We start from the raw sequence: 25,706 nt of genomic DNA on the forward strand, positions 1-25,706 counted from the left end.
TTATACCCCCTTATTTATCAACCGTTAAGGTTTCTTCCAACCATTTAAAAAATTCTGTTTGCCAAATTAAAGCATTTTGCACAGAAAGCACCCAGTGATTTTCTTCTGGGAAATACAGCAATTTGCTCTTAATTCCTCGCATCTGAGCAGCATTAAAAGCTTCCAAACCTTGCCCAATTGGTACTCTAAAATCCTTTCCTCCTTGGATGATTAGGATTGGAGTATCCCATTTTTGAACATGCTCAATAGGATTGAATTCATTAAAACTACGTTGTGCCACCTTGTTGTTTTTGTCCCAATAATGACCTCCCATATCCCAATTGACAAAAAACATTTCCTCTGTTGTTCCATACATTGATTTCCAATTAAAAATACCATCGTGTGCAATAAAGGTCTTGAAACGCTTCTCATGAATACCCGCCAAATAGAAACAAGAATAGCCACCATAACTTGCCCCAACACAACCCAATCTATTTTTATCAACATAAGGTTCTTCTGCAACAGCATCAATGGCTGCCAAATAATCTTTCATATTTTGCCCGCCATAATCTCCACTAATCTGTTCGTTCCATTCAACCCCATATCCTGGCATTCCTCGGCGATTGGGTGCTACGACAATATAACCTTGTGCTGCCATAAGTTGAAAATTCCAACGAAACGAATAAAATTGGCTCAACGCTCCTTGTGGACCTCCTTGGCAATATAACAGTGTTGGATATTTTTTATTTTTATCAAAGTTTGGAGGATAAATTACCCATGTAACCATTTCTTTTCCATCCGTCGTTTTTACCATTCGTTTTACCACATTGCTCTTATTGATGCCCTCATAGATAGCATCATTCTCATGCGTCAATTGTTTCATTTCGCCAGTGGTAATATCTACGGTATACAACTCTGTCGCATGGTTCATGTCTCTACGAGCAACCACCATTGTAGCACCATTGTGTCCAACAATTCCATGCACATCAAACTGCCCTTTTGTAATTTGCTTCGGAGCTGTTACTTTAGCTTCATAAGAAGTGGGCACCGCCAATTCGAACAAATGAACGGTTCCCCCTACGGGTGCTGTAAAATAAATTTTGTCACCTTCATTACTCCACAAAAAACTATTGACCGTACCATCCCAATCTTTTGTTAGATTGATATCGCCTTTTTTTCCCCCTTCTTTGTAACGAATAATAATATCATTTTTATCCGACTCATAACCATCTCGTTTCATTTGCAACCAACCCAATAATCCCTTAGAAGAAAATGCAGGTGCCATATCATAACCATTATTATAACCCGTCAAATTTTCTGTCTTTTGGGTAGCTATATCATAGGCATAAATATCGGTGTTGGTACTCTGAGTATATGCCGTTCCATGTAGTTTTTTGGTAACATACAATACTTTCTTACCATCAGGACTCCACAAATAGTCTTCCCCACCACCAAAGGGCATGGTAGGGCAATCGTAAGGTTCTCCTTTCATAATATCCACTCGATCCATCATACGCCCTTTTATGTTCTCTACAAACAAGTGGCTGTATTCTCCATCTTCCCAAGTGTCCCAATGGCGATACTGTAAACTTTCGTAAATACGCACATTTGAATTTTCTAGTGTTGGATAATAATCCGTTCCAGTAACACGCTCTATTTTAACATTTTCAGTTGTAATTTTCAATTGACCATCTGGAGACACGTGTCCGTCTTTTACCAAGTTGGAGTAATCACTAATTGTTTTTTTCTCTCCACCTTTAATCGGTTGCAAATAATACTTTGTTGTTTTGGAATTACCTGCTACATTATATTGAGAAGAACGATAGACAACAGCTGTTTTGTCATTGGTCAACCCTACTGCTGACACTCTATTTAGTTCCAATAATTGTTGCGGGGTTAAGTTTTTTTGCGCTTGTATACTTCCTAAAAAAGCAGTCAAACAAAGTACTAGATATTTTTTTTTCATAGTTGAATTAGACTACATACACGGCAAGCAATAGGTTGTTAATTGGAGTTTCGAACAGTTTTTAAATTTGTCTAACTACCACAGTTCCATCAATACCACAACTTCAAAGTTAGATCTGCGTATCTTTTATTTGATAATAATAAAAAATTAGATACTCTTAGCAGCACGATCTTTCTATTTATCAAAAATAATGCTCTGTCCTGTAAAAATTTACAAACTATTGTGCAAATGTATTATTATAAAAAATGCGTTTAATCACCCAATAAAGGTAATTAAACGCATTTGATTCTTCCTTATTTTAAAGAAAAATTCAACCAAACAACTTATCAATATACTTTGTTGACAAACCCGTTGGCAACATAGGTTGATCCTTTGGAAATAGAAAGAATGGTATAAGTTTTAAAGTCACCCTCTATTTTTTGAATAGACTCTATACGCTCAAAACTTGTCTTGCCAGTTTTTTCATCAAAAACCATGACTTGCACCTCTGTTTGGGACAATGCCTTCCAAGTTTGCTTATTTTTTTGGTTTCTTAATTTTGCCAACGACACAAATCCCTGTCCTTTGATATATAAAGGATGATCAGGAGTAATTGAAATTTGATAGGAAGCCGTTTTTACATCCAATAAACTCAAATGACGTTGATTGGTTGTCAATTCTACTGCAGATTCGAATGTTTGAGATGTCTCCAAATCAATGGCCAACAATGTAGTCCCGACAGTCAATCCTTCTACCATTTTTGTTGTGTTATTTGCTAGACTAATTTGAGTAGTTGGTGCAAAACAACAAGCAACATGATCGATATGAGAAATACAAACATCTTCCCACTTTTCTCCTTTGTATACGTCTACTATTTCAAATTTAAAATTCTCTTTTGTTTCCCAGTTGATGTGATGTGGTAATTCAAAATGCTGTGCTCCCATTTCATCGGTCAAATCCAAGTAACAAATTGGCTCACCATGTCGATACACCTTAAACCGCTTTACCCTTGAATTATATCTCCAGTTTTGAGGACTAGACTGATAACCGTTGTAAATCACATTCACAGTAATTGCTTTGACCTCAAAAGATTCACCAATACCATACCCTTGTACCCCTTCTACCCAAGCTGTCATTGGATTATCGTCTGACAAGTTTCCTATGTTATAATTTTTAGAACCTTGCCCTTTTAGCGTGGATGAAGCATGTATTGGTGTTACACCTTGCGCACAATCGTTGTAAAAGAAACCAGGATTTTTCTCATCGGCATCTTCCGCTTCTTGCACCGATCGCCAATCTATTTCTACGCCATCTCCTCCTTTGGCTTTTACAACAGGCAGCTGCGCCTGAACATGAACAAAAAAGAAGCACCCAAGAAACGTTGTTGACAATAATTTAAAATTCATTTTTTTATTTTTTGGTATTTAATTATTGGTTGTTCTTTCTATTTCTAAAGATGCATTTGAACCCAACCAATAAATCTTAAAATTGTCTCAATAATTCAAAACACAATAAAACATCTTATTTTACAAAAGACTAGCCAAAGCTGTTATTAATTTGTTAAAATAGAATTGTAAAGCCTGTTTTGGGTATCTGAAAGATTGAATGAATGCTGGTGGATATGGTAAAATACCCAAGCTATTTTTTAAAAGTTTTAGTTGAATGCCAATATTTAAAAATATTGCAACTCTTTAATTTTTAATAAAAATTGAAATATTTATTGATTTAGTAAATGTTATTCATTATATTTATAAATAGCATTAACAAGTAAAATGAAAATAATAAATACACATACTGGAGAAGAATACAAAGGAGAAATAGAGCAACTTAGAAAATCTGATGTTTCTAAACTAAATGAAAATGACAATTTTGAATTTGATTGGTCGAAAGAATCTGAAAATGATGTTTACAAAATCAGACGAAAAGGAATCGATGAAACTTTAGGTTTAATCTCACTTACTGATTATCCTAAAGAAAAAAGAATTCATATAAACTTAATTGAGGCATCTAAAGAAAATGTTGGAAAGAATAAAAAATTTAAGAATATTGCTGGAAATTTAATTGGATTTGCTTGTAAAAAAGCATTCCAGAAAGGCTATGATGGTTTTGTTTCTCTCCTACCTAAGACAGAACTAATTCCAGTTTATATTGCTTATGGCTTTAAAAAAGTTGGACTGTTTTTGGCTGTCTTCCTCAAAGCTTCCGAAAATTTAAAATCTAAATATCTTGAAGATGATGAGAGAATATGAGAAAATATATAAAGAGCTTAGAAAAAAATTCAGTGATGAAGAAATTGCTGAATCTATGCTTATTCCTGCTGATTTAACGGAGGAAGAAAAAGAAAAAGCAACAGAAAAGTTATTAGCTTTTCGATTTAAATTACTACAAGAGCAATCTGAAAAAGAAAGAATATATTCAGATTTACTTCGATTCAAATATCAAATGGAAGACTATATAGAAAATAGTATTTATATAGATGGAAAAAGTTTTGGTAAACATCTTGAAGAATATACTCGCATTCTAAATAGAACTAAAAAGAAATTATCTGAAGATTTGGATATTCATTACACTCGCTTAAGCCAAATCATTAATGATAAAAAAGAACCCAATATTGAATTGACTTATCGTTTAGAAAAACATTCTGGCAATCTTATCCCTGCTGTGTATTGGTGGAAATTAATCATAAAAAAACAAGAAGCATCTATAAAAAAAGATAATAAAACTAGAAAAATAGAAGCGTCTAAGGTTAGTAATGCTATGAAATTTAGTGCATAAGTAACCACAGGTAACAAGAACGATATAGTGCTCCTATATTTAGCTAAACGTTAGCATTATCAATAGTTAGCTGCGCTGCTACTTCGTGGTCGTTGAAAAACTTTATTAGTTTACTTCGTGAGTGCTGCGCAGTTGATAATCAATAAGTTGCAGATTTATTGTGCTTTGTGATAAAGCTTTGATTATCAAGCTAATATAAATTTACTTTTTTATCTTTTTTGGTGAAAAAGTAAACAACTAAGCGATAGCGATCTCATGAGCGTAGCGAACTAATCAACGAACTACTACATTATAGAATATCCAGTTAAGTAAGATAATGAGAATAATAAAAAAAATAGTACTGGTGCTTATACTTAGCTCTATATCAAACCTTAGCAACGCTCGTGGTATAAGTGTCGATTTTATCAAACTATTAGCAGAATCTAGTAAAATAATAAGAATTAAAGTTATAAGTATCGAAAACCAAGTATTAAAGTATATCAATTTGAATAGCCAAAAAATTGGCTCTGCATCAACTCTTGGGACTCAACCAAACACAAACAAAGAATACTCTTTATCTGGATATCTTCCTAGACTTGGAGATACAGTTGTGATTGTTATCAATAATCTGAATGAGGTTTGCTTGTATGCTAAAAAAATAAACTCTAATTATAAATTTTGGTCCCCCTTAGTCTCAACTAGCCGTACACTTTTTTTTTATCCTCGACCAGTAAAAGTTATATCACTTGGGCATGAAGAAAGGTGGCGTATAATCAAAAAAAAACAATATTTTTATAGTTTGGACAGTTGTATTTTAGAGAGCAAATATTTTGAAAGAGGAAAGAAATTTTTTAGAAAAAAGTGGTTTAAAAAGCTTTACAAGCAAAGATAAAATAGGGAAATATTAACGATTAAATTGCAGCAAAAAAACATTTACCCAATTGCAAATCTGAATTCCAAAGATAAAATTATGGCTTAGCTCTACAAAATCAAAAAGCGTCTAGTAGTTTTTTACCACTAAACGCTTCTTGATTAAAAAGACTGCGAACACAATCACTTTTATTTATTCTCCCCTCGTCCACTTCGATTCACATCTCTAGCAGAAGCCTGCTGTGTTCCGAACATTAGGATATCCTGAATATTCACATGATCGGGTCTCGTGGCAACATAGTAAATTGTCTCGGCAACATCACGTGCAGAAAGAGGTTTAAAGTCCTCATAAATTTTTGCTTTTTCCTTATCCTCATAACGTACCTCTGCAAACTCTGTTGCTTCTACATGTCCAGGGCTTACACAAGTTACCTTAATATTGTGTTGATACAAATCCAAACGCATAGATTGTGTCAAAGAATCAACAGCAGCTTTAGTCGCACAATACACACCACCACCAGGGTAAACCTGCGTTCCAGCCACAGAACCTAGATTAATAACATGCCCCTTCTTACGTGCTACCATATTGGGAGTTACCATGCGTGTCATGTACAACAACCCTTTTATGTTTGTATTAATCATTGTTTCCCAGTGCTTCACGTTGCCTTCATGAATAGAAGCTAACCCTTTTGCCAATCCTGCATTGTTAATCAATATATCAATATTAGACCATTCTTCGGGCAAGCTATCCAAGGCATTTTTGACTGCATCCAAGTCACAAACATCAAAATTCAAACTATGAATATGTGTTTCTTCTAAATGCTCCTCCATCAATTGCTGAAACTCATCCAAACGTTCTTTTCGGCGACCAGTAATAATCACTTTGTAGCCAGCCATAATAAATTGACCAGCAATAGCCTGTCCAATTCCCGAACTCGCTCCTGTTACCATCACCACAGTATCTGCATTAGGACTTCTTTCCTCTTCAATTACTTCCTCTTCCTCCTCTAGTTCCTGAACAGCTTCCTCTACTTCATCCTCCAATATGCGAAGCACTCCAAAATAATTGTCATTTTCTGCGGTTTGAAATTTAGCAGCATCCAATACACAAGCCTGCAAATAGTTAGCTTTTGCTTGGTCAATCATTCCCATCTCTCTTTGACATTGCGCCAAACCTAGATAAGCATCTTCAAACATCGAATCAATTAACAAAGCTTCTCTAAAAGAGTCGCTTGCTTTGTTATAAGACTTAAAGTATTCTTTTTGCAACAAAGCATATTCATAGTACAAAGCAGCGTTATCATCATTGACCATAATTGCCTTGCGGTACAAATGTGCTGCCTCCATTGTCTCTCCGTCGTAATGTCTAGCCAACAAACGAGCCAACCAGATTAATGCTCGACCATTATAAGGATCCAGTTTAAGAATACGTTCGTATGTTCTTCGAGCATCCTCAAAATCTCCTTCTTCCGCATTACTTTCTGCTATATGAAATAGGATATCTACATCCTCTACCTCATCTATATTATATTGTTCCAATATAGCCTGTGCATCTACACTATCTAGATCTTTCAACCCTTCCATTGTAAATGGGAGCTCTACTTTATCCTCTTCAGATTCATCAACAATAGCAGTAGTTTCTTCTGGTTTCTCTTCTAGTTCTTCGTTGACCTCCTCTACTAACTCTGCTAGCACTTCTTCTTTGACCGTCGCCTCAGGTTCAGTCAAGATTTCCTCTATTTCCTCCTCTATTAATTCTGCTTCTGGTTGTTCTTCTGTTGCTTCATTTAAGGTAACTTCTGGCAATGGCATTGCTTCGATTGGCTCTTCAGAAACCACCTCTTCTTCTATTTCTTCTTTTGTTTCCTCTTCGTTTTCTGAAGTTGTAGGAAGTTCTTCTTCGTTTTCGTTAGAAGGTATTTCAGATGCAGATACCTCTACCGCTATGCTTTCTTCATCGCCTTTTAAGTCCAATACTTCTGTTTCCACATTTTCCTCCACAACCACTTCCTCAACAGGTATCTCAATAGTAGGAATTTCTGAGACTTCTTCCTCCTCTTCTCCCTCAACAAAAACTCTTTCAATACCAACTTTATCAAAAAGCATTTTGTAATCATCGGCACACAACTCATCCCAATCGGCAGGTTCGGTACTGTTAATTTTTCGAATAAAATTCGAAATACTACCCACTGACATTTTTTTAGCAATCTCTTTTTGCTCATTCAAAGCTTCCTGCTCTTCTATAGGAGCACTTTTAGATTTTTTGCGCAAAGCAATCCATTCTTCATACCAAAAATCTCTGTAATACATGACATTATTTAGTGTCTGAATTTTGGTAGGATACACTTCCATCTGAGAAGTCCCCACTTTTAGACGGCGACCATGCGTAATAACTGGAATTATTCGATTTTCTAGATCTTCATCTAACAAACGATCTAAGTGCGTTGTTTCTTGAATAGATTTGAGGTAATTATCGCTCACTAAAAGAAGTCCTGTTGCGTCTTCTTTTTCTACCAATTGCGTTACCTTCTCAGCAGTTGGTGCCGCAACGATACAATTAATATTCGTGTGCTTTAAATCTTTAGCAATTTGATTGGCCTCTATTTCATTAGCCTCAGAAAAAAAGATATAAACAGTGTGCTTTTGCATGAAAAAAAATTTATTGGGTGCTTAAGTTATTTATAAATCACTAATTTGTAACACGATGTTTCCGCTCTTATGTGGGTACTCCATTTTTTGCTACATTTATTCAGTAAGATAGGACTTCTTAAATGTATGGTTTTTGTCTAAAAAAACGAAAAAGATACTAGCTAAATATTGATTTAAAGGATTATTTCTATTTTAATTCATCAATCTCTCCAAACTACCACCTTGAAAAAACAACTACATTTCAATCGATTATAAATAGAATAACGAACCATTCCTACAAGGTAAGATACGTTGAATCTTCCACAAGAGATACCGCTTCTTTATCCTCTCTAAACTTAAATAAAAGTAAAATTAGCCCTCTACTATTTTGCATAACCTACATAAATAAACGTACCTTAGTGAACGATTTGGGCACTACTTTGTGTTAGGAGAACATGACAGTTTTTAATTTATTATAAATCAATTGGATTGGAAGGGATTGTAACAAAATCAACAGGCAAATGGTATATCGTCAAGTTAGAAGATGGGCGATTGATGAATTGTAGAATTAAAGGAAAATTTAGATTGGGTAAATTTAAATTGACCAACCCTATTGCTGTTGGTGACAAAGTTTGGGTAGAACAAGAAAAAGGCTTGGACACGGGAATGATTGCTAAATTATTTCCACGAGAAAATTATGTCCTAAGACAATCTACTCGACGCAAACATTATATGCATTTGATTGCGGCCAATATTGATCAAGCTTTTATTATTGTTACCATCCAAGATCCTATGCTCAAGCCAGGATTTATTGATCGTTTTTTGTTAACAACAGAATCTCACAACATTCCCACTTATATTATCGTCAATAAGGCAGATATTTATACCGACGATGACATGGCTATTTTTAATGGTTTAAAGCAATTGTATGCAGAAATTGGCTATCAAACGAAACTAGTTTCTGCCGAAACAGGTACAGGTATTGAAGATTTAAAAGAACTTTTAAAAGACAAAACGACGCTTTTATCTGGGCATTCTGGTGTTGGGAAATCTTCCATTGTCAATTGTATACAAGATAATTTAGAACTGGACACACAAGAAATTTCGGAATATTCTGGTAAAGGAATGCATACCACGACCTTTGCGCAAATGCATGAATTAGAGTTTGGAGGTGTTATTATTGATACCCCGGGTATCAAGGAAATGGGTTTTATTAATATGGATCCCGCAGATGTAGCGCATAATTTTAGAGAAATATTTGAGATGTCTGAACATTGCAAATACGGCAATTGTATGCACATGAACGAACCACATTGTGCGGTTAAAGAAGCCGTTGAATCGGGGGCTATTAGTATTTTGCGCTACCAAAGCTACCTTTCTATCTTAGAAGATGTTATGGGTCAAAACTCTTGGGAACGTTTGACGGATTGGTAACTATTTCTTTTAGTTTTGGCTATCAATTGGGGAGCATATTCCCTTTCTGATTTTTAGTTTAGGAACACATTCGACACACCCATATATAAAATTCTTCAAACCCTGTAACACTTTGTTCTACTGATGTTAAGGTCTCTAGAGCTTCCTTGAATTGCTTAAACAGCATCTTCTCTTCTTTAGATTCAACAGGAATTATCAATAATTTCTTGAAATATTGGAGAGCAATTTTTTCAAAGGTGTGCATTTCAGCTTTTAGCTTCTTATTTCTATATACACTTCTGAATAGATATTCCAACACTTTATAGCTAGATAGTTTATAATAAATTGCCATTTGTAAAATACGAGCAAATTGCTGTACGTCTTTTCGTGGTTCATATGTTCTCGCAATTGTCAAAATCTTGTTGAGCCAATCTGCAGCTGCCTCATAGTTTTCTAATAAAAAATAGGTAATTGTAGAATTGTAATAAAACGCTAATTTGCGAGCAGGATTAATTTTTTGAGTATACTTATTAAGTCCTTTTTCTATTAAGGGAATTAATTCTTCGGCAGCTTGTAACTTCTTGGTATTTAAATAATACAATTGTTTATAAAAATAAACATTTTGAAATTTCTCTCCCTCTTCATCAAACGTAGTTGTTTTTAAGCTTTCCATTTTTTCAATTAAAGAAAAAACCACTTCATATTTTTGACAAGTAAGGCTATTATTGATGTAATTAGCCAACCTTGCTATATAAACAGACCTTTTTTCCTGAATTATGGTAGGATTTGCTTCCCATAAGGTCAATATTTTGGCATGTATTTCATTCCCTTTTTCATATTGTTTTGTCAGTTGATGATACAAACTCTGTATGGTATAATAATAATACTGTGTTTGAAAAGTCCCTGTTTCTGGGAAACCTTGCTGAATCACAAATTGATAGCCTTTTTCCATTTGTTCAAGTATCTTGGCTGTTCTAGGATGTCGCCATTTTCTAAAAATCAATACAAACCAATGGTGCCAATAAATATAATGACTTTCTTCTTGCAATTGATGGTGTATATGTTGAGTTTGATGATACAAAGCATCTAGCTGTTCTGTTAATTTTCGATCTTTGTCAGCCACTATTAATTCTATTTTCCGAGGAGTGATTTCTGCCAGTATGAAATTTTTGTGCTGTTTTGTTGCCAATTTCTCTGCACGATTCAGTACTTCCATAGCTAATCTGTAGAAGCCCTTTCTACTCAAAATTTCAGCATCCATTAGCAAATTATACAATTTGGCTACAATAGATTTTTCGGCATGAAAAATTCGCAAGCTCTCCATAATACGCTGATAAAGATAATTTTCAGTAACATGCAGTCTTTTGACAAATTTATAGCCTGATAATTTTTCGATAATCTGTTGTTTGTCATAAGTCTCTTGTGCTTCCATTTCTTCAAACAGCAACACATAGTTTTTTTTACCAGATTGCAAATCTGTAGACAACTGAAAATGTCTTTTTTCATTACTAGTCAAAGACTGAATCAAATTAAACAACTCAAGGGAAGAAGCCATCTCATTCTTTTTAGGACAAATCAGAGATTCAAAAATAGCTAAAATGGGATTTTACATTTTTCAAAAAGTTGGTTTTACCTTTTTGGATTTCTAGTCTATATTTGAATCATCAACAAGGGTTAATAATAAATTGAATCATGCCTCCACAACAAAGAAAACAATATATACTTTGGATTAATGAATTGAGATTAAAACAAGCTGCTGCAATTACCCTTCCTCATTTCTATAATCCTGTTGCCATTATTATTCTAGTAGTCGTGATCGAAGATACCAAAAACAATGAATTTATTGTTATACCAAAAACATCTCATTCGATTTCAAAATATATTACTTTTATCGAAAAAAACAATGAAAGAGTCTTAAAAAAAGTATGTATTAACTATGTTTTCAATGAATTGAATAAAAACAACTTTGAGAGCCTTTTCTTTTTGGTGGAGATAGCTAACTCTGAAGACTATACAAAAGCACTCCAAGAAGTAGAGAAAATACTTCATACAAAATCAGAGGTATCAGAAAAAAGTACTTCTATGAAGACAATTGAAAAGATACAAACCTCTTTTAATTCCTTTTTGTGTAACAATATTTTTTTATGGAGAAAAAATAGCTCCTCTCTAGATGATACACTAGAATTACATATAGACAATCATTTGTTGTTTTTAAAAGCCACCCTATTAATACATTTACAACCACCTAAATAATATATTATGTTGAAACTAAAAATATTGCCTTATCCTCTTAATGATCAAAAGAAGATATATTCTAATGATAAAATTATTAATCTCCCTATTGACCCACCTTTTGAAGAAGGAACACAGCAGGCTCCCATTCCTTCTTCCAAGGGAAAAATAAAGTCGCTACTGTTGGTACTACCTAAAGATAAAAAGCTAAAAAGCAAATTCAATTTCTTTCCAATTCTAAGAGAGCTAATCCAAAAACTGCCAGAGGTACAATTTATTGTAGTACATAGAGGAACAGAACTTGATTTAGATCCAACTTTTAAACTGTGGCTAAAAAATCATCCCAGAGTAGCCTTAAAATTGATAAAAAATCAGAGAGGAAGAGCGGCTACAGATGCTGACTTGTCCACTTGGGCACAAGACCACTTTTATCCTTTAAAACTCATAAATGAAAGAACATCTTCTGTCACTACTTATGGTATGATAGGAAATATAGATAGCAATTATTTATTTTCCTTAAAAAGACTTGCTCAGTCTACTGCTGAATCCAATTTACTTCCAAATTTCAAACTAAAGCAAACAGGGCTTCCATTTGAAGGGGGGAACCTATTGGTTGGAGACGGTTTTATGTTGGTTGGAGCCAATGACATTCACCCTGAAGATTGTAAGGTAGATTGTAAAAAGGTTTATGAGAACTGGTTTGGAATCAAAACTATTTTTGTCAAGTCTTGTGTACCTCCTCCTCATGAGGAATATCATACCTCAAAAGATACCTTTGAAAACAAGTTTCCACTTTTATCTGATATTAGAAAACAGCCCATTTATCATTTGGACATGTTTTTAACCTTAGCTGGATTTAACAAAGACAAAACAAGCTATACAATAGTAGTTGGTCACCCCAGACTTGGAGTAGAAGCTCTAGAGCAATTGGATCATGAATTTTACTTGTTTTTGAATGGTTGGATCACACAAATGCAAGCTTCTCTTTGCTCTTGTATAGAAAACCTTAAAACTAGTTTTGTACAGGAATTGAAGGTAAATCTAAATATAGTTTCTATTCCTTTGATACTGACATACAATGACAAAGTAGGCTCAGCTTGTCTTAAAAGAGAATGGTTTTGGGCTTCTTATAACAATTGTTTGGTAGAACATATTGAGGAGACTCCCCAACAAAAAACTTCTAAAAAAGTCTGGCTCCCAGCTTATGGAAGTAGTGCATCTGATTTTTCTAAAAAAGAAATGTCATCTAATTTGAGTAGAAATATCCAACAATGTCTCAGAACCAACCATCCTATAAAATATGGAGATTGGACACATCTAAAAAAATATGACCTTGAAAGTAAATATGTATGGGAAAGCTTGGGCTTTGAGGTCGCTCTACTTGAGCAAAGTTACCTTCCTTTTGCTCGACAGTATGGCTCTTTAAATTGTTTTACAAACTGCCTTGAAAGATAAAATAACAATGGCGATTGCTGAAAAGCCAAAATAGAGTAAGCATTTAATCATAAAACTTTGAATCATGAGCGATTATCCTCAAAAAGTTACTTACAAAAACAGTACTAAAAAACTAACTTTGCACTTTAAAGATGCTTCTAAGAACACAGAACTCTTGCTAAGTGAAGGTCTTGAACTAACCATTTATAAACACAAAAATACTGGTATTCTGCAAGGGGAATTAAGCATTGCCAATAGCAATGACTTTGACAATGCTCCAGTATATTCTAAAATACTCTTTAACACTATTGATTATGATGGAGACATCAAAGGTGGTTTCGCTGATGCTACTACCCAACTCAAATTAAAAGATCTAGATAGCCCTTATATTGATATTGCTAATTCAAACAAATTCATGCTGGGTATTATTGGTGTAGATGACATTCGAGCATTGACATCAGAACCAAAATTCAATCAAATCTATCTGATGCAAAAACAGCGAATATTCTTAAAAACCACTACCAATAGTAATAATGAAACTACAATAGAAATAAAGTACATGAAACGCACTTAAGCTACTACCCATACAACTTTTTCAGATTAGGAATGGCCTAGGGCTATTCCTAATCTCCTTCTAATTTTCCAACACCTATTTCTCGACCAGTAAACTGCTACTTTTTGATAATGACAAAAACGTGGCTAGCCCTCCCTATATCCAATTATCAACTAAAATTCAATAAAAATGAAAACAATCACGATTCTATTTCTTGTACTAATCTCTAGTTTCTCTTATGCCCAAAAGGCAAAAGACGTTTTAGAAAATGGTATTAGAATAAAAAAACTAGAAAACCTCTTTTTAAAATTTGATTTAGCCAACCAACAATTGAAATATCAGGTCAATAAAAGCCTAAACGATCCCCAAAATCCTTTTTCGCCTAAGCCCCTAGAAGACAGTACCATTTTTTTGGTTTCTGAGAATGGTCTTAACCTATACATACGCCCACTCAACCCCTTAAATTACAGTGTGACAACACAAAATGAAATCATTCTAGATCCTATCAATGCAGCAGCAGAAAAGGCGTTAGCAACTATTTTAGAGGATCTGCCTTCTTTGATACCTATGGCTGCGGGCGGGGGAGCTCCTCACCCATGCCCTTCTGAAAAAGTCATAAAAAATACTTTATTAAGTATCAAAAAACGCTTAGAAAACAATAAAAAAGCAAAAATAAACCATGTTTTTACCCTTCTGAAAGCCATAGATTTTGCCAATCCAACACATACAGAAAGAACATTAAACGAGCTAAAAGATAGCCTTAATGAAATCAACAACCATTTCTCAAGTATAGAGGAAACGCTAACCCTCTTCTCTGTAAAAGACACAATGTTAACCCATGGTTGTGCTCCTCCTCACGACTATGCAACAGCCTTCATTTTCAAATCTATTTTAGATAATCTAAAAACTATTTTTTATGAGCAGAAGAAAAGATTTGACAATCTTAACAAAGCCTACGAGCTCGTTAAAGACACCTATGACAAAGCCATGCAAGTGGATGGAGACTGGAGTCCTGGATTGGAATGGAGCCTCCATATAGCCTCAGTTCCTATAAAAAAAGGTAAGGTATCTGTCCATACCATCACCATTCAAAAAAGTGGCTATGTATTGTCTGATAAAGGCGAGATTGTCAGCACCTCCCCCCAAGAAGTACTCAAACGTACTCAAAGATTCAGAAAATTTCAACGCTTCATTCCTGAGGTCTCTATTGGGCTAGCTTATACCTCTTTCTCTTTTATTTCTTATGGAACAAAATTCGACTCTGTGAACAACCAAATGTATGTGGGAGATTCTATTAGAAACCATGTAGGTAACATCAATATATCTACCATGCTTAATTTCAATTACGTTATAGAAAACTCTCCTTTACACCCTTTCTTCCAAATAGGTTTAGGAGTAAACACGGAGGTTCCAACACTGATGGCTGGTCTTGGCATAAGAAGTAATATCAATAACGTAAGACGAATCGCTATATCTGGAGGCATTGCTCTCTCTTGGGTAAAAGAATTAAACACACTTCGCCCAGGAGATCCAATAACTGGTTCTGACGATTTGGAAAAGGATTATCAATACAATTTTTCTTGGCCTCCTAATTTCTATGTGGGGCTTCAATACAATTTTTAATTTAATAATCTTTAATTTGATAAACATCATATATCATGGAGAAATCTATTTTCAATGGCGCTAGAATTAACACCTCTATATCTAAGGAATTGTACGAAACTAACAGTCCAGATGAAGTATTTACATCCGAAAACCCCTTTGAGCAAACAGTTAAGATCTTACAAGAACATGCTATTTACGATTGGGAACAGTTGTATGCTCTAGTCAAGAATAAAGCGATAGAACAACAATTAATCAGCACCCTTCAATTGAAGGACAATACTCAGTTAAAAACAATTGAAACTATTTGTGAGCGTATCATTCCTAGCTATAATTTAGAAAAATTAAGCGGTCTTGGCTCCATTGATTATAAACTAGGTGCTAAGCGACCTCAAAACTTTGAAAATTTTAACGATAATAAACTAAAAGTTCCTATTTACGAGGATCGGGAGAATACCGTAGATGTTCAGGTAAAGATGCATTCAATTGACCGTCTTAATAACACTGATTTTACCCTAGCAAATGCTGTCAATCACATTCATTACCTAAATCCAATCCAAGATCAAGGAAATCAAAGAGGCACTTGCACAGCCTTTGCTGTTACAGTTGCCAATGAACTTTCCTACTATATGCAAACTGGTAGAAAATATGACCTTTCAGAACAGCATCTATTTTTTGAAACAAAAGCCCTTGAGTCAGATAATGAGTGCGCTGCATGGCTATCTTCAGCTATGCATATCATTGCACACAAAGGACAATGCGAAGAACAAATATGGTCGTACAACCCTAATGCTCCTTGTATTCAACAATATGGAAAACCATCGAATGCACAAAGTAATGCAAGAAACTTTACAAACACTTATGCATTTGTAAATGGTCAAGACATCTTAACTCTGAAACAAATACTAAATACCAATCGAATTATTCCCTTTTCTATTCCAGTCTACAAGAGTTGGTATAGATCAACTGAAACACGCCGAACAGGCAGAATTACATTGCCTATAAATGGGGATGAAGAAATTTCAGGTCATGCAATGACTTTAGTAGGTTATCAAGATGACTCTACATTTGAAGGAGGTGGTTATTTTATTGTTAGAAATAGCTGGGGTACGACTTGGGCTCCTGATAGTTATTATGGTGCTGGTTATGGTATTATTCCCTATTTGTATATGAAAAAGTATTGTTGGAGTGCATTAACGTTCTAAGTCATTCTACATACACCAATTCCCCATTATCAGCAAGATCAATTCAGGCAAAGCCGTTTTTGATGCAAAAAAAGACGACTCACCAAAAACTAAAATCTTTATTTTTTAATTTTAATCTGCTAAAACTGTCTTAATAGCTCTCATATACTATACTATTCATAACTATTATGATAAACCAAGTACAAAAGGCTCTATCACCTAGGCGAACTCTTTTATTTTGTACTTCATAACGAGCTACTTCTTTTTATATAAAAATTAGCAGATTACTAAATTCAGTAATTATGAGTAATTTTTGTAAAGAACTTATAAACCAAATTGGCTTAGGGACTGCTTTTCACGATATGGTGGAAGCCGAAAGCAAAGAGTCCTATTATAAATCAATTAGAACTATTCTCTTGAAAGGAGAATTTAGCTCTATTACCGATTTGCAAACATTTGCTACAAGTCTAGATATAGGATTACCGGTATTCTCAGGAGATAGTTCTGGTTCATCTACGCGACAACAAACCAAAACATATCAAAAACAACTAGCGACAGACAAAATGTTTCTTAAAAAGTTTGAAAAAGAAAAATCAGAATTTATTTTAAATTTGAACGAAAAAGTCGCTGAAGCAATTTTAAATTGTTCTAAGAATAGCCCCAAGATTGAAAGCACTCCTGGATTACACGTTCATTTCAAACTCTTGGATACTTACGACAAGAAAGTCCAAGTCTCTTTTAAATATATACCTTACTCAATAGAAAACTATGCAGAAATAAAAGAGTTTGCCCTAGATGAAGAAGTTGAAAATAGTAGCTCGATTGAAAATTTTAAAATATATGCAAATCAAGAAGTAAATTTTACATTTACTATAAAAAATGACGCAATAAGAAGCGTTTCTATTTCTAAATTGACTTTTAAGAATCAAACACCAATAAGAGTTATTTATCGAACACCCATTATTATCTATTTTGCATATGAAAAAGAGGGGTTAGAAGTAGATTTCACGAATAATGTAATTGAACTAGGAAATAGAGTTTTTATAAGAGAGGCATCCGTTCTAGAATTCAATTCAGGGCTAAAAGCAATCAACAGTAACTCTGTCTATTTAACCCATTTGCCTATTCCAAAAGGGAATTCGAAATTCTATCTCCAAATAGGTAGAATTGAGATCCAAACTACTCTAAAAAAATATCGGGAAATTTGTAAAATAGGAGTCTTATCGGGAAAAACTCTAGACATCAAGGATTTTAATAAAGCTAAAATTATCAAGAAAATAGGTTATATGGAAGGCTTGCCTAGAGATCGATATGGTGAAAAGGCAAATTTATTTGAGTACGATAGAGAAGCTAATTTTATTACACTATTTATACAATTTAAAGATGCTTGGGCTGGTCATAAAGTTAAGGTCCGCTTATCTACTCTTAAATATTATTCTTTTTAAGGATTTAACGATTCATTACCATTACTGCTATTCTAATAATGCCACTGAATTATCTCTTTTTCAATAAAATAATACTCCGTTGATTTTTTAGTTTTCCTACGAAAAACGTAAAAAAGCATCTTGCATTAGTTTGATTACCAGCCTTTTAGCATAAAGACTAACAAAAGCATATCTTACTGATAATCAAACTAATACGATTTTTCAACGGAGTAATGTAAAAACAAGCAAAATATTATATAAATTTAAATACCAAGCAACAAATACATTTTCTTTACCGTCTCTTGCCCTCCACAGCAAGAGACTTTTGGCATTTTAAAAGTCGTTATTGAACTTTATTTGTCCAACAACTGTATATAATTAATGGTAAATTAAAAGAACCTTTTGAGGCTTATACTCGATTTTTAATTGAAAAAACTTATCTTTCAAAAAATTTGATTCACAAACCGTATTGATACCATTTTATGAATTTGCAAAACGTAAAACAAAAACTAGAAAAAGTCAATCGTTTTTATGACTACTTAAATGCTAATCAGGAAATTATTTCTAGAGTAGATCATGATGCTTTAATAGCTTCTATTCGAGAACTATACGACGCTTGTTTTGATGAAGCAACCGCAAAAGTAGCAACAACTAGTACACAAGAAGTTCATAAAACAACTACTCCTACCCAAAAAACAAGAGAAAAAGAAGCCAAAAAACGCCCTAAGTTGGTTTTCAATACAGCAGATCCTAGCCCAACAACCGAAAAAACGGGGAATGAAGTAACGCCCAACAAATCTCCTAAATCAACAGTTAAAGAAGAACCTATTGTTGAGCAACCAAAAGAAACAACGCCTACAGAAACAAAACCTGCTGTTGAGCAAGAGACTCCAAAGGCAGAAAAACAAGTAGAAACCCCTAAAGACAGCACAACAAGTACTGCCTTTAATGAGGATTATGAAGAATTATTTATCTTTAAAGAAGCAACTGATTTATCTCAGAAACTAAGTGCCACTCCTCTTAGTGATTTAAATAAAGCATTAGGGCTTAACGAAAAATTTCTATACATTAATGAATTGTTCGGTGGAGATGTTGCTAAATTTCAAGCTGCCATAAAAGTACTAAACGACGAAAAAGATTTTGACAGCGCACGTTTGTATATTGAATCTGAATTAGCAGATACGTACAATTGGATGAAAAAAGTGAAAAAACCAATTGCTAAAGATTTTGTAAAACTGGTTCGCCGTAGATACTTATAATCATACGCTATGCTCAATCAAGTACTTTGGAAAGGCAAAAGCCGCTGGCAAACTATTGGTGCATCAATAGGCATTTTTATAGGTCTATTTTTGTTGCTTTTTGCACTACAAGTTTATTTAGATGTGCAAATTTTGACCAAAGGAGCAAAAGATGATAATTTTTTGGTCATTAATAAAGCTTTTGAGAAACACTATGGAAAACCACTAGAGTTTTCTTCAGCTGAATTTCAAGAAATTAGCCAGCAACCTTTTTTTAATCAAGTCGATGCTTTTGAGTCTAATGAATATAAAGTGTCCTTATCTAGCCAAAAAATGGGCTTTAGGACACTTCTATTTTTTCAGTCGTTGCCACAAGAATTTCTAAGTGTAGACAGTACCTTGTTTCAATGGCAACCAGGAAATCGAATTCCAATCGTCCTATCCAGTGACTACTTAGCCTTATACAACTTTGGATTTGCCCCAAGCCAAGGATTGCCCAAATTCTCGGCAAGTACGATTAGTATGGTTGACTTCAAAATTACAATAATGGGCAATGGGATACAAGAATCTTTTGATGGCTATGTTTGTGGTTTTACACCCAATGTCAACTCTATTTTAGTGCCCCAATCGTTCATGGAATATAGCAACAAAAAATTTGGAGAAGCAAAAGAAGCAAAACTGCCTACACAAATCATTGCCTCTACAGACAACCCCTATAGCGTTGCCCTAGAGGAATTTTTAGAAGAAAAAGGCTATGAAATTTCTAGAGGTGGTCTTATCGGAGGTGAACTCAAAACAACGCTATTTATGCTTGTTTTCCTTTTAGTTGCCATAGGAATGACTATTGTTGGTTTGGCGATGTTGGTCTTTATCTTAAACTTTCAAGTACTTATTGCTCAAGCTAGTCACGATATTCAATTACTGCTTCAATTGGGATACAAAGACCAGCAAATCACCAAAACATTAGCTCAAAATCTACTCCAATTATTTGGTATTGTCGTTGTATTGGTTTTTGCAATATTAATTCCAACCAAATATTTCATATCGGCTTTGATAACAGAACAAGGATACAACCTAAGTTTTGGTTTGCACCCAATTGTTTGGGGAGTTGGGTTACTTTTTTGTATCTTGTTTATATGGATTAATTTATCTAGTATTCGTAAAAATGTGCAAAATTTGGCATAATTTCAGTACTATACTATTCATTAGTAGTTCGTTGATTTTTTAATTTTTTACCAAAAAGATAAAAAAGCACATTTATATTAGTTTGATAATCAAATTCTTAACATAAAACACAGTAAAACTATAACTTATTGATTATCAAACTAATAAAGTTTTTCAACGAACTATTGATTCATCTGATCTACGAATCAATTTATCATTTGCTACGATCGACGCTTTTACTTTGTAAGAATCATTTCAATTTATTTTTATAAAACAACCTGTTCTAACCCACACAAATAGAACTTTTGCTATCATATTCACAAAAAATAGTTTGTTAGAATAACACTAAGAATACTATTTATTAATACTTTGTATATTTTTTTGTAAGAACTAAAAGACCCACGAAGCGAAGTATTTACAGCAAATGGCAATCATTTTTTTATAGATTTAAATTATCCCTAAATTTCACTATCTTGAATTAAAAATTAACACAATATGAAAACCTCACATCTACTTTTCATAATCTTAATTTTATTTTCCTACAACAGTTTTGCTCAAACAGGAATTTATAAATATGAAGACAAATCATCAAAAGAAACCATTGAATTAAACTTGCGACGAGATGGTGTCTTTTTTTATACCTACAATAAAGAATGGACCAACTGCATTACTCAAGGCAAGTGGCGACCTCTTGGAAGCGGTCGAGTAGTTCTAACCAGTGATCATCAGCTAACAGATTATGTTGTAGAAGAAGTTGAAGATCCTCAAATCAACAATTTGCACGTCATCATTCAAGGAAAACAAAAGGGACAAAGCCCTACCTCTATCTCTAGTATTTTTGTTAATGAAGACGAAACGGCTACATTGGAAATGGATGGAGAAGCAGGTCTAAAAATGCTAGAAGAACGCCAAAAATTAATGATGGCTGCTTCTACGGAGATAAGAGATAGCCTCAAAAATAGTGACCCTCCTCGATTTTATAAATACAATAAGAATAAAGCAATTCAATCCATCACCATTGAATTTGATCAACGAGAATTAACCATTCCTATCGAAAATCCCAAAGCCAACAAAATTATCATTACAACAGCCTTTGCTACGAATGCGGCCTATCATTACTTAAATAGCGTAGAATTTATTTCTGATGGAAAATTTATTCGAGAAGAAGGAAGCAGTAAAAAGCTAAAAAAACAAAGACGATAAGTTATTGAAAAAAAAGAAAGGTTTGCCAAATTTTCATTTAACAAACCTTTTAATCACCAAAAATCAATCAATTAAATTTTAAAACCTTAATTGTTCTTTTGTTGTTCTCTTTATAGAACCACAATTAATGTTTTATAACCTTAGCTCGAAAGTAGGAAATGTTTTATAAATTTCCAAAAACTATTTTATAAAATATAGTTTACTTACAAAAAAAAGACTTTTTGCGGTTAAAATCACTTATTTTATCTTTTTTGTACGCAAAATTGCCAAATAATAAATTTGATACTATCAATGTTTTTTTTATCTCTAAAAGTAATGTCTTTACGCTTCTATTTTTGTTTTTAAGCATAGAACAAGTGGTTGTTCAGAAAAATTATCGTCTCTTTCTTTTGACAAAATAAGACAAACATCCACTATGAAAAATTTATGGCCACTACTTCTATTGATAAGCTTCTATTTTTATCAATGTGCTAGTACTGAAACTAGTCAAGAAGCCCCCTTTCAAACAACAAGTGCAGATAGTATACAATTTTCTAAAGAAAATACTGCTCCTACCATCAAGTTGGTAGAAACACAACGATCTAACATCAATTTAAAGACGATTGCTGCCCGTACAGCTGCTTTTGAAAAACAATTTGGAGCATTTCACCAACACATTCCTTACACCATGTTCATCAACAACCAACTGTATTTTATTGTTGCTACGGGGGATTGGAAGGAAGACAATTGGAGGGATTCAAATCAAAATGCAGCTCCCAAAGGCTCTTATAAAGTAGGTTTGGTCAATGAATTGAACGAAACGATTATCCCAATAAAATATGATAAAATCTACAACATGGGTGGTGTTGCCCCCAATCTTATGGAAGTGGAATTGGATGGCAAACTAGGAGCTTATGACATTGTTGGCAATGAATTACTAAAAGCAGAGTTTGACGGCATTTATCCTTGTAACAATGTTAAAAATGCTTGGGTTCAAGTTAGAAAAGGGGATCAATTTGGTTGGCTTAGGACTTCTGGCGAAGTCTCACTAGATACTATGTCTCATTACAACAAAGCCCTTTTCAAAGCACAATCAGTGGCTAACCTTTTAACCAATTGGTCTTTTGATTCCAACTCAGAGACATTAATTCCAATTTTTAAAACACAAAGAACGTTTCAAAAAGATAGCCGTGTGCAACAAGAAGCCTTGTTAGTTCTTCCATCCTACCTCTACCAATTAGGATTGGTTCCTGAATTTAGAACAGAATGGAGTCCGTTTGTAAGGAATGGTCCTGGCAATGGCGAAACAACGGCAACCATCGAAACTGCTCGAAAAACAGGCAATAATCAAACCGTTATTAGTGCTTTTAAACAGTATATAGCCGCCCCTCGCGGTTATTATGAAGAACGTAACGATATTATTACCGTCAATGAAAAAATGGAAAAAATAGATGTGCTGAGTATAGAACATTATGGTATACAAGGTCCTTGTTCTCCCGATATTCGTTTCCGTTTTATTGATGATAATACCTTAGAAGTAATGATGATTAAGGCAGCTCACCACCCAACTTATACGATGATGACAACTTATACTTATCATCATATTAGTGCCAATGGAAAAATTAGTTCTATTGACGTCAAAGGTCTGTATCCCTTTACTAGAATACTTAAAATTACAGATTTTTATTTTAAAGGCTGCTTTTCTCGTGACCTCACCGAGGAAGAACGAGCAACTGTAAAAGAAGATGATTATCTAAATTTTGCGAACTTAGAGCACCTTACTATTGACGACTTGGATGTGATGCGCAATGAAATTTATGCGGCGCATGGTTACATTTTTACAAAGAAAAAATGGCAAGATTATTTTGCAAAACAAGCATGGTATACCCCACAATTTAAAAATGTAGACGATCAATTAAGTGAAATAGAAAAACACAATATTCGTGCTATTCTCAACCAAAAGAAAAAAATGGAAGGACATGAAGCTGAATTCATCAATACCACCTATGGGGTATTTGTCGCTGCTGGCTAATGTTCTCAAAAATATTGGAAAAGGTATTGGGCTACTGTTCATTTTATCGATGGCTGTTGTGATTACAGTTGGTAGCCTCAAGCACTTTTCTCCTTACACGACCCCTTCTACTTTCTTAAAAACTAAACAAATACATTATTCTATTTATCTACCTGCTTTGTATGGTCATATTGTAACTAGTGGCTGTATTTTGGTTATTGGTGGCTTGGGTTTTAGCCGTTGGATTCAAACCAATGCTATACAATGGCATCGTAGAATGGGGAAAGCTTATGTAGGACTTATTTTATTTATTTCAGCTCCTTCCGCCTTAATCATGGCATTCTATGCACGTGGAGGTTGGCTGATTAACAGTTGTTTTTTTGCTTTATCTTTTTTATGGTGGTTATTCACTTGGCAAGCTTGGATGTATATTCGCAAGAAAAATATCCTCCAACATCGAGCATTTATGTTACGCAGTTACGCTTTAACCTTATCTGCTATTACCTTACGTTGGTATACCTTCTTCTTGGGGTATTTATTCAATTGGTACAACCTAAATAGTTATACTTGGGTTGCGTGGTTTAGTTGGGTTCCTAATCTAATTATTGTTGAGTATTGGATATGGGCAAATATTAAGAAGAAAATAAAACCTACCAATAATGCTTCTTAGGTTGACCTCCTACAAAAAAGATCCAAAGTAGCCCTAAAGATAATCAAGCGTTTAACATTGCATGAGATTGCTTTACTTAGTACCTACAAAATACTCTAACAGAATGGCATACTATTCATCTTTTTGTTAAAAAAGTAAAAAGCAACGAGCTACTATTCTAATAAAAAAGTATTTTTAGCAAGCGTCTACCCTATCTCAGGTCAACCAACACCAACTAAAAATCTAAAACATTAACAAACAACAACAAATACTGCAATAAGATAATACCATCTGCTAAATAATAATTCTTACAATGAAAAAATATTTATATTTTCTACTTATCATCACGTTTGCTAGTTCTTGCCATGAAGAAGATCACCCGAGTTCACTTCCTACACAAAACTGGTCTGAAAAATTTATTGACATCCAACAGATAGATTCGTTAGAATATGGGAAATCCTATCTTTCTATTTATTCTCAAATATACAGTGCAGACGATAAGCGAGTGACGAACTTAACAGCTATGGTTAGTTTGCGAAATACTAGTGACACAGATACTATTTATTTACTGAGTGCTTCTTATTACGACACATATGGAGCATTAATTAGAACTTATTTTGATCAACCTGTGTTCTTATCACCTATGGAAACAACAGAAATCATCATAGACTTAACAGATGTAAGTGGTGGAACTGGTTCTAATTTTTTATTTGAGTGGAAAATACCTTTGGGCTGTCCTGAACCTTTATTTGAGGGAATCATGAATTCAACCAAAGGGCAACAAGGTTTGTCTTTTTCAACTCAAGCAAAACGAATAAAATAAAATAGCATTAATATGTCTGAATTTATCACGACCTTTTTCTTTTTGATTGCCGTTATTGATCCCCTCGGTTCTGTTCCTGTTTATTTAGAAGCTACTAAAAACTTTGATAAAGTCCAACAACAAAAAATTGCAATTCGTGCTGCAGGAATTGCCTTTTGTATCTTATTGTTTTTTATTATAATAGGACAATTAATTCTAGAAGGAATGGAAGTTTCTTTGGATGCTTTTCAAATATCAGGAGGTGTAATTTTGTTTCTGTTTGCGCTCAGTATGATTTTTGGAGACAGCAAACCTGAGGAAGAAATCAATCGAATAACAGATTATAATCATGTTACTATATTTCCCGTAGCAATGCCTTCCATTGCTTCTCCTGGGGCAATCATGGCTGTAGTTCTAATGACAGACAATCACCTTTATAGCATTCAACAACAAGCTGTGACCACCCTGATTGTTCTAATTGTTATTGCGCTAACAGGTCTGATATTACTGGCAGCTAATGCTGTGCAGGAAAAAATTGGTAACTATGGGATTATTGTTATTAGTAAAATCATGGGACTAATTCTAGCAGCTTATGCTGTACAAAGTATTTTAACAGGCATCAAACACTTCTTTTTTAAATAA

General features: G+C 34.0%; 21 protein-coding genes. 17 read left to right on the top strand and 4 right to left on the bottom strand.

Translation table 11 applies throughout. The features are described from left to right. Window positions 1-10: 10 nt before the first annotated feature. Window positions 11-1,945, bottom strand: a complete 1,935-nt coding sequence (locus tag CG11_RS24890; protein ID WP_052599680.1) for a S9 family peptidase — start codon at window positions 1,943-1,945, stop codon at window positions 11-13. Window positions 1,946-2,271: 326 nt separating this feature from the next. Then, window positions 2,272-3,330 (bottom strand): hypothetical protein, encoded by a 1,059-nt coding sequence (locus tag CG11_RS24895; protein ID WP_052599681.1) that lies wholly within the window; start codon window positions 3,328-3,330, stop codon window positions 2,272-2,274. A 366-nt stretch (window positions 3,331-3,696) separates the two neighbouring features. Here CG11_RS24895 and CG11_RS24900 point away from each other — a divergent pair, with 366 nt between their 5' ends. The 3 genes from CG11_RS24900 (at window position 3,697) to CG11_RS24910 (ending at window position 5,570) form a co-directional block, all read left to right on the top strand. Next, window positions 3,697-4,173 carry a hypothetical protein gene (locus tag CG11_RS24900; RefSeq protein WP_052599682.1) on the top strand — a complete coding sequence of 159 codons (477 nt, stop codon included), beginning with the start codon at window positions 3,697-3,699 and terminating at the stop codon, window positions 4,171-4,173. Beyond that, the gene (locus CG11_RS24905; RefSeq protein ID WP_231512833.1) at window positions 4,157-4,699 is read left to right on the top strand and encodes a hypothetical protein; all 543 of its coding nucleotides are present in this window, start codon (window positions 4,157-4,159) and stop codon (window positions 4,697-4,699) included. The genes CG11_RS24900 and CG11_RS24905 overlap by 17 nt, the downstream gene beginning before the upstream one ends. A gap of 316 nt (window positions 4,700-5,015) precedes the next feature. Beyond that, window positions 5,016-5,570, top strand: coding sequence for a hypothetical protein (locus tag CG11_RS24910; protein WP_052599683.1), 555 nt, complete (start codon window positions 5,016-5,018; stop codon window positions 5,568-5,570). Between the two features lie 167 nt (window positions 5,571-5,737). Here CG11_RS24910 and CG11_RS30490 read toward each other — a convergent pair whose 3' ends face one another. Continuing rightward, window positions 5,738-8,197, bottom strand: coding sequence for an SDR family NAD(P)-dependent oxidoreductase (locus CG11_RS30490; protein WP_197043933.1), 2,460 nt, complete (start codon window positions 8,195-8,197; stop codon window positions 5,738-5,740). A 468-nt stretch (window positions 8,198-8,665) separates the two neighbouring features. Between CG11_RS30490 and rsgA the strand changes: the two genes are divergently transcribed. Next, on the top strand, window positions 8,666-9,610 hold the full coding sequence (rsgA, locus tag CG11_RS24920; protein WP_052599684.1) for a ribosome small subunit-dependent GTPase A: 945 nt from the start codon (window positions 8,666-8,668) through the stop codon (window positions 9,608-9,610). Window positions 9,611-9,668: 58 nt separating this feature from the next. Here rsgA and CG11_RS24925 read toward each other — a convergent pair whose 3' ends face one another. After that, complete coding sequence (locus CG11_RS24925; RefSeq protein WP_052599685.1) at window positions 9,669-11,144, bottom strand: hypothetical protein; 1,476 nt, start codon at window positions 11,142-11,144, stop codon at window positions 9,669-9,671. A gap of 137 nt (window positions 11,145-11,281) precedes the next feature. On the opposite strand from CG11_RS24925, the gene CG11_RS24930 reads away from it, so the two are divergent. From CG11_RS24930 to CG11_RS24990, 13 genes are all read left to right on the top strand, one after another. Next, complete coding sequence (locus CG11_RS24930) at window positions 11,282-11,842, top strand: hypothetical protein (protein ID WP_052599686.1); 561 nt, start codon at window positions 11,282-11,284, stop codon at window positions 11,840-11,842. A 6-nt stretch (window positions 11,843-11,848) separates the two neighbouring features. Continuing rightward, window positions 11,849-13,276 (top strand): hypothetical protein, encoded by a 1,428-nt coding sequence (locus CG11_RS24935; RefSeq protein ID WP_052599687.1) that lies wholly within the window; start codon window positions 11,849-11,851, stop codon window positions 13,274-13,276. A gap of 64 nt (window positions 13,277-13,340) precedes the next feature. Next, entirely contained in the window at window positions 13,341-13,829 is a 489-nt protein-coding gene (locus CG11_RS24940; RefSeq protein WP_052599688.1) for a hypothetical protein, read from the top strand. A 168-nt stretch (window positions 13,830-13,997) separates the two neighbouring features. Further along, a complete protein-coding gene (locus CG11_RS24945; RefSeq protein WP_052599689.1) occupies window positions 13,998-15,431 on the top strand; it encodes a hypothetical protein in 1,434 nt (477 codons plus the stop codon). A 35-nt stretch (window positions 15,432-15,466) separates the two neighbouring features. Continuing rightward, on the top strand, window positions 15,467-16,615 hold the full coding sequence (locus CG11_RS24950; RefSeq protein ID WP_052599690.1) for a C1 family peptidase: 1,149 nt from the start codon (window positions 15,467-15,469) through the stop codon (window positions 16,613-16,615). Window positions 16,616-16,896: 281 nt separating this feature from the next. Beyond that, a complete protein-coding gene (locus tag CG11_RS24955; protein WP_052599691.1) occupies window positions 16,897-18,039 on the top strand; it encodes a hypothetical protein in 1,143 nt (380 codons plus the stop codon). A gap of 461 nt (window positions 18,040-18,500) precedes the next feature. Further along, on the top strand, window positions 18,501-19,277 hold the full coding sequence (locus tag CG11_RS24960; RefSeq protein ID WP_052599692.1) for a hypothetical protein: 777 nt from the start codon (window positions 18,501-18,503) through the stop codon (window positions 19,275-19,277). Between the two features lie 9 nt (window positions 19,278-19,286). Continuing rightward, window positions 19,287-20,441, top strand: coding sequence for a hypothetical protein (locus CG11_RS24965; protein ID WP_052599693.1), 1,155 nt, complete (start codon window positions 19,287-19,289; stop codon window positions 20,439-20,441). 474 nt (window positions 20,442-20,915) lie between these two features. After that, window positions 20,916-21,623, top strand: coding sequence for a hypothetical protein (locus CG11_RS24970; protein WP_052599694.1), 708 nt, complete (start codon window positions 20,916-20,918; stop codon window positions 21,621-21,623). Between the two features lie 415 nt (window positions 21,624-22,038). Then, the gene (locus CG11_RS24975) at window positions 22,039-23,634 is read left to right on the top strand and encodes a YARHG domain-containing protein (protein WP_052599695.1); all 1,596 of its coding nucleotides are present in this window, start codon (window positions 22,039-22,041) and stop codon (window positions 23,632-23,634) included. Continuing rightward, window positions 23,582-24,283 carry a DUF2306 domain-containing protein gene (locus CG11_RS24980; protein WP_081909647.1) on the top strand — a complete coding sequence of 234 codons (702 nt, stop codon included), beginning with the start codon at window positions 23,582-23,584 and terminating at the stop codon, window positions 24,281-24,283. Before CG11_RS24975 ends, CG11_RS24980 begins: the two co-directional genes overlap by 53 nt. 292 nt (window positions 24,284-24,575) lie before the next feature. Next, a complete protein-coding gene (locus CG11_RS24985; protein WP_052599697.1) occupies window positions 24,576-25,085 on the top strand; it encodes a DUF3124 domain-containing protein in 510 nt (169 codons plus the stop codon). 12 nt (window positions 25,086-25,097) lie between these two features. Further along, on the top strand, window positions 25,098-25,706 hold the full coding sequence (locus CG11_RS24990; RefSeq protein WP_052599698.1) for a MarC family protein: 609 nt from the start codon (window positions 25,098-25,100) through the stop codon (window positions 25,704-25,706).

The organism is Aureispira sp. CCB-QB1 (assembly GCF_000724545.1).
GTDB lineage: Bacteria > Bacteroidota > Bacteroidia > Chitinophagales > Saprospiraceae > Aureispira.

Coding starts and splice junctions, on each gene's coding strand:
- CG11_RS24890 (WP_052599680.1), bottom strand. CDS start 1,945: ATGAAAAAAAAATATCTAGTACTTTGTTTGACTGCTTTTTTAGGAAGT.
- CG11_RS24895 (WP_052599681.1), bottom strand. CDS start 3,330: ATGAATTTTAAATTATTGTCAACAACGTTTCTTGGGTGCTTCTTTTTT.
- CG11_RS24900 (WP_052599682.1), top strand. CDS start 3,697: ATGAAAATAATAAATACACATACTGGAGAAGAATACAAAGGAGAAATA.
- CG11_RS24905 (WP_231512833.1), top strand. CDS start 4,157: ATGATGAGAGAATATGAGAAAATATATAAAGAGCTTAGAAAAAAATTC.
- CG11_RS24910 (WP_052599683.1), top strand. CDS start 5,016: ATGAGAATAATAAAAAAAATAGTACTGGTGCTTATACTTAGCTCTATA.
- CG11_RS30490 (WP_197043933.1), bottom strand. CDS start 8,197: ATGCAAAAGCACACTGTTTATATCTTTTTTTCTGAGGCTAATGAAATA.
- CG11_RS24925 (WP_052599685.1), bottom strand. CDS start 11,144: ATGGCTTCTTCCCTTGAGTTGTTTAATTTGATTCAGTCTTTGACTAGT.
- CG11_RS24930 (WP_052599686.1), top strand. CDS start 11,282: ATGCCTCCACAACAAAGAAAACAATATATACTTTGGATTAATGAATTG.
- CG11_RS24935 (WP_052599687.1), top strand. CDS start 11,849: ATGTTGAAACTAAAAATATTGCCTTATCCTCTTAATGATCAAAAGAAG.
- CG11_RS24940 (WP_052599688.1), top strand. CDS start 13,341: ATGAGCGATTATCCTCAAAAAGTTACTTACAAAAACAGTACTAAAAAA.
- CG11_RS24945 (WP_052599689.1), top strand. CDS start 13,998: ATGAAAACAATCACGATTCTATTTCTTGTACTAATCTCTAGTTTCTCT.
- CG11_RS24950 (WP_052599690.1), top strand. CDS start 15,467: ATGGAGAAATCTATTTTCAATGGCGCTAGAATTAACACCTCTATATCT.
- CG11_RS24955 (WP_052599691.1), top strand. CDS start 16,897: ATGAGTAATTTTTGTAAAGAACTTATAAACCAAATTGGCTTAGGGACT.
- CG11_RS24960 (WP_052599692.1), top strand. CDS start 18,501: ATGAATTTGCAAAACGTAAAACAAAAACTAGAAAAAGTCAATCGTTTT.
- CG11_RS24965 (WP_052599693.1), top strand. CDS start 19,287: ATGCTCAATCAAGTACTTTGGAAAGGCAAAAGCCGCTGGCAAACTATT.
- CG11_RS24970 (WP_052599694.1), top strand. CDS start 20,916: ATGAAAACCTCACATCTACTTTTCATAATCTTAATTTTATTTTCCTAC.
- CG11_RS24975 (WP_052599695.1), top strand. CDS start 22,039: ATGAAAAATTTATGGCCACTACTTCTATTGATAAGCTTCTATTTTTAT.
- CG11_RS24980 (WP_081909647.1), top strand. CDS start 23,582: ATGAAGCTGAATTCATCAATACCACCTATGGGGTATTTGTCGCTGCTG.
- CG11_RS24985 (WP_052599697.1), top strand. CDS start 24,576: ATGAAAAAATATTTATATTTTCTACTTATCATCACGTTTGCTAGTTCT.
- CG11_RS24990 (WP_052599698.1), top strand. CDS start 25,098: ATGTCTGAATTTATCACGACCTTTTTCTTTTTGATTGCCGTTATTGAT.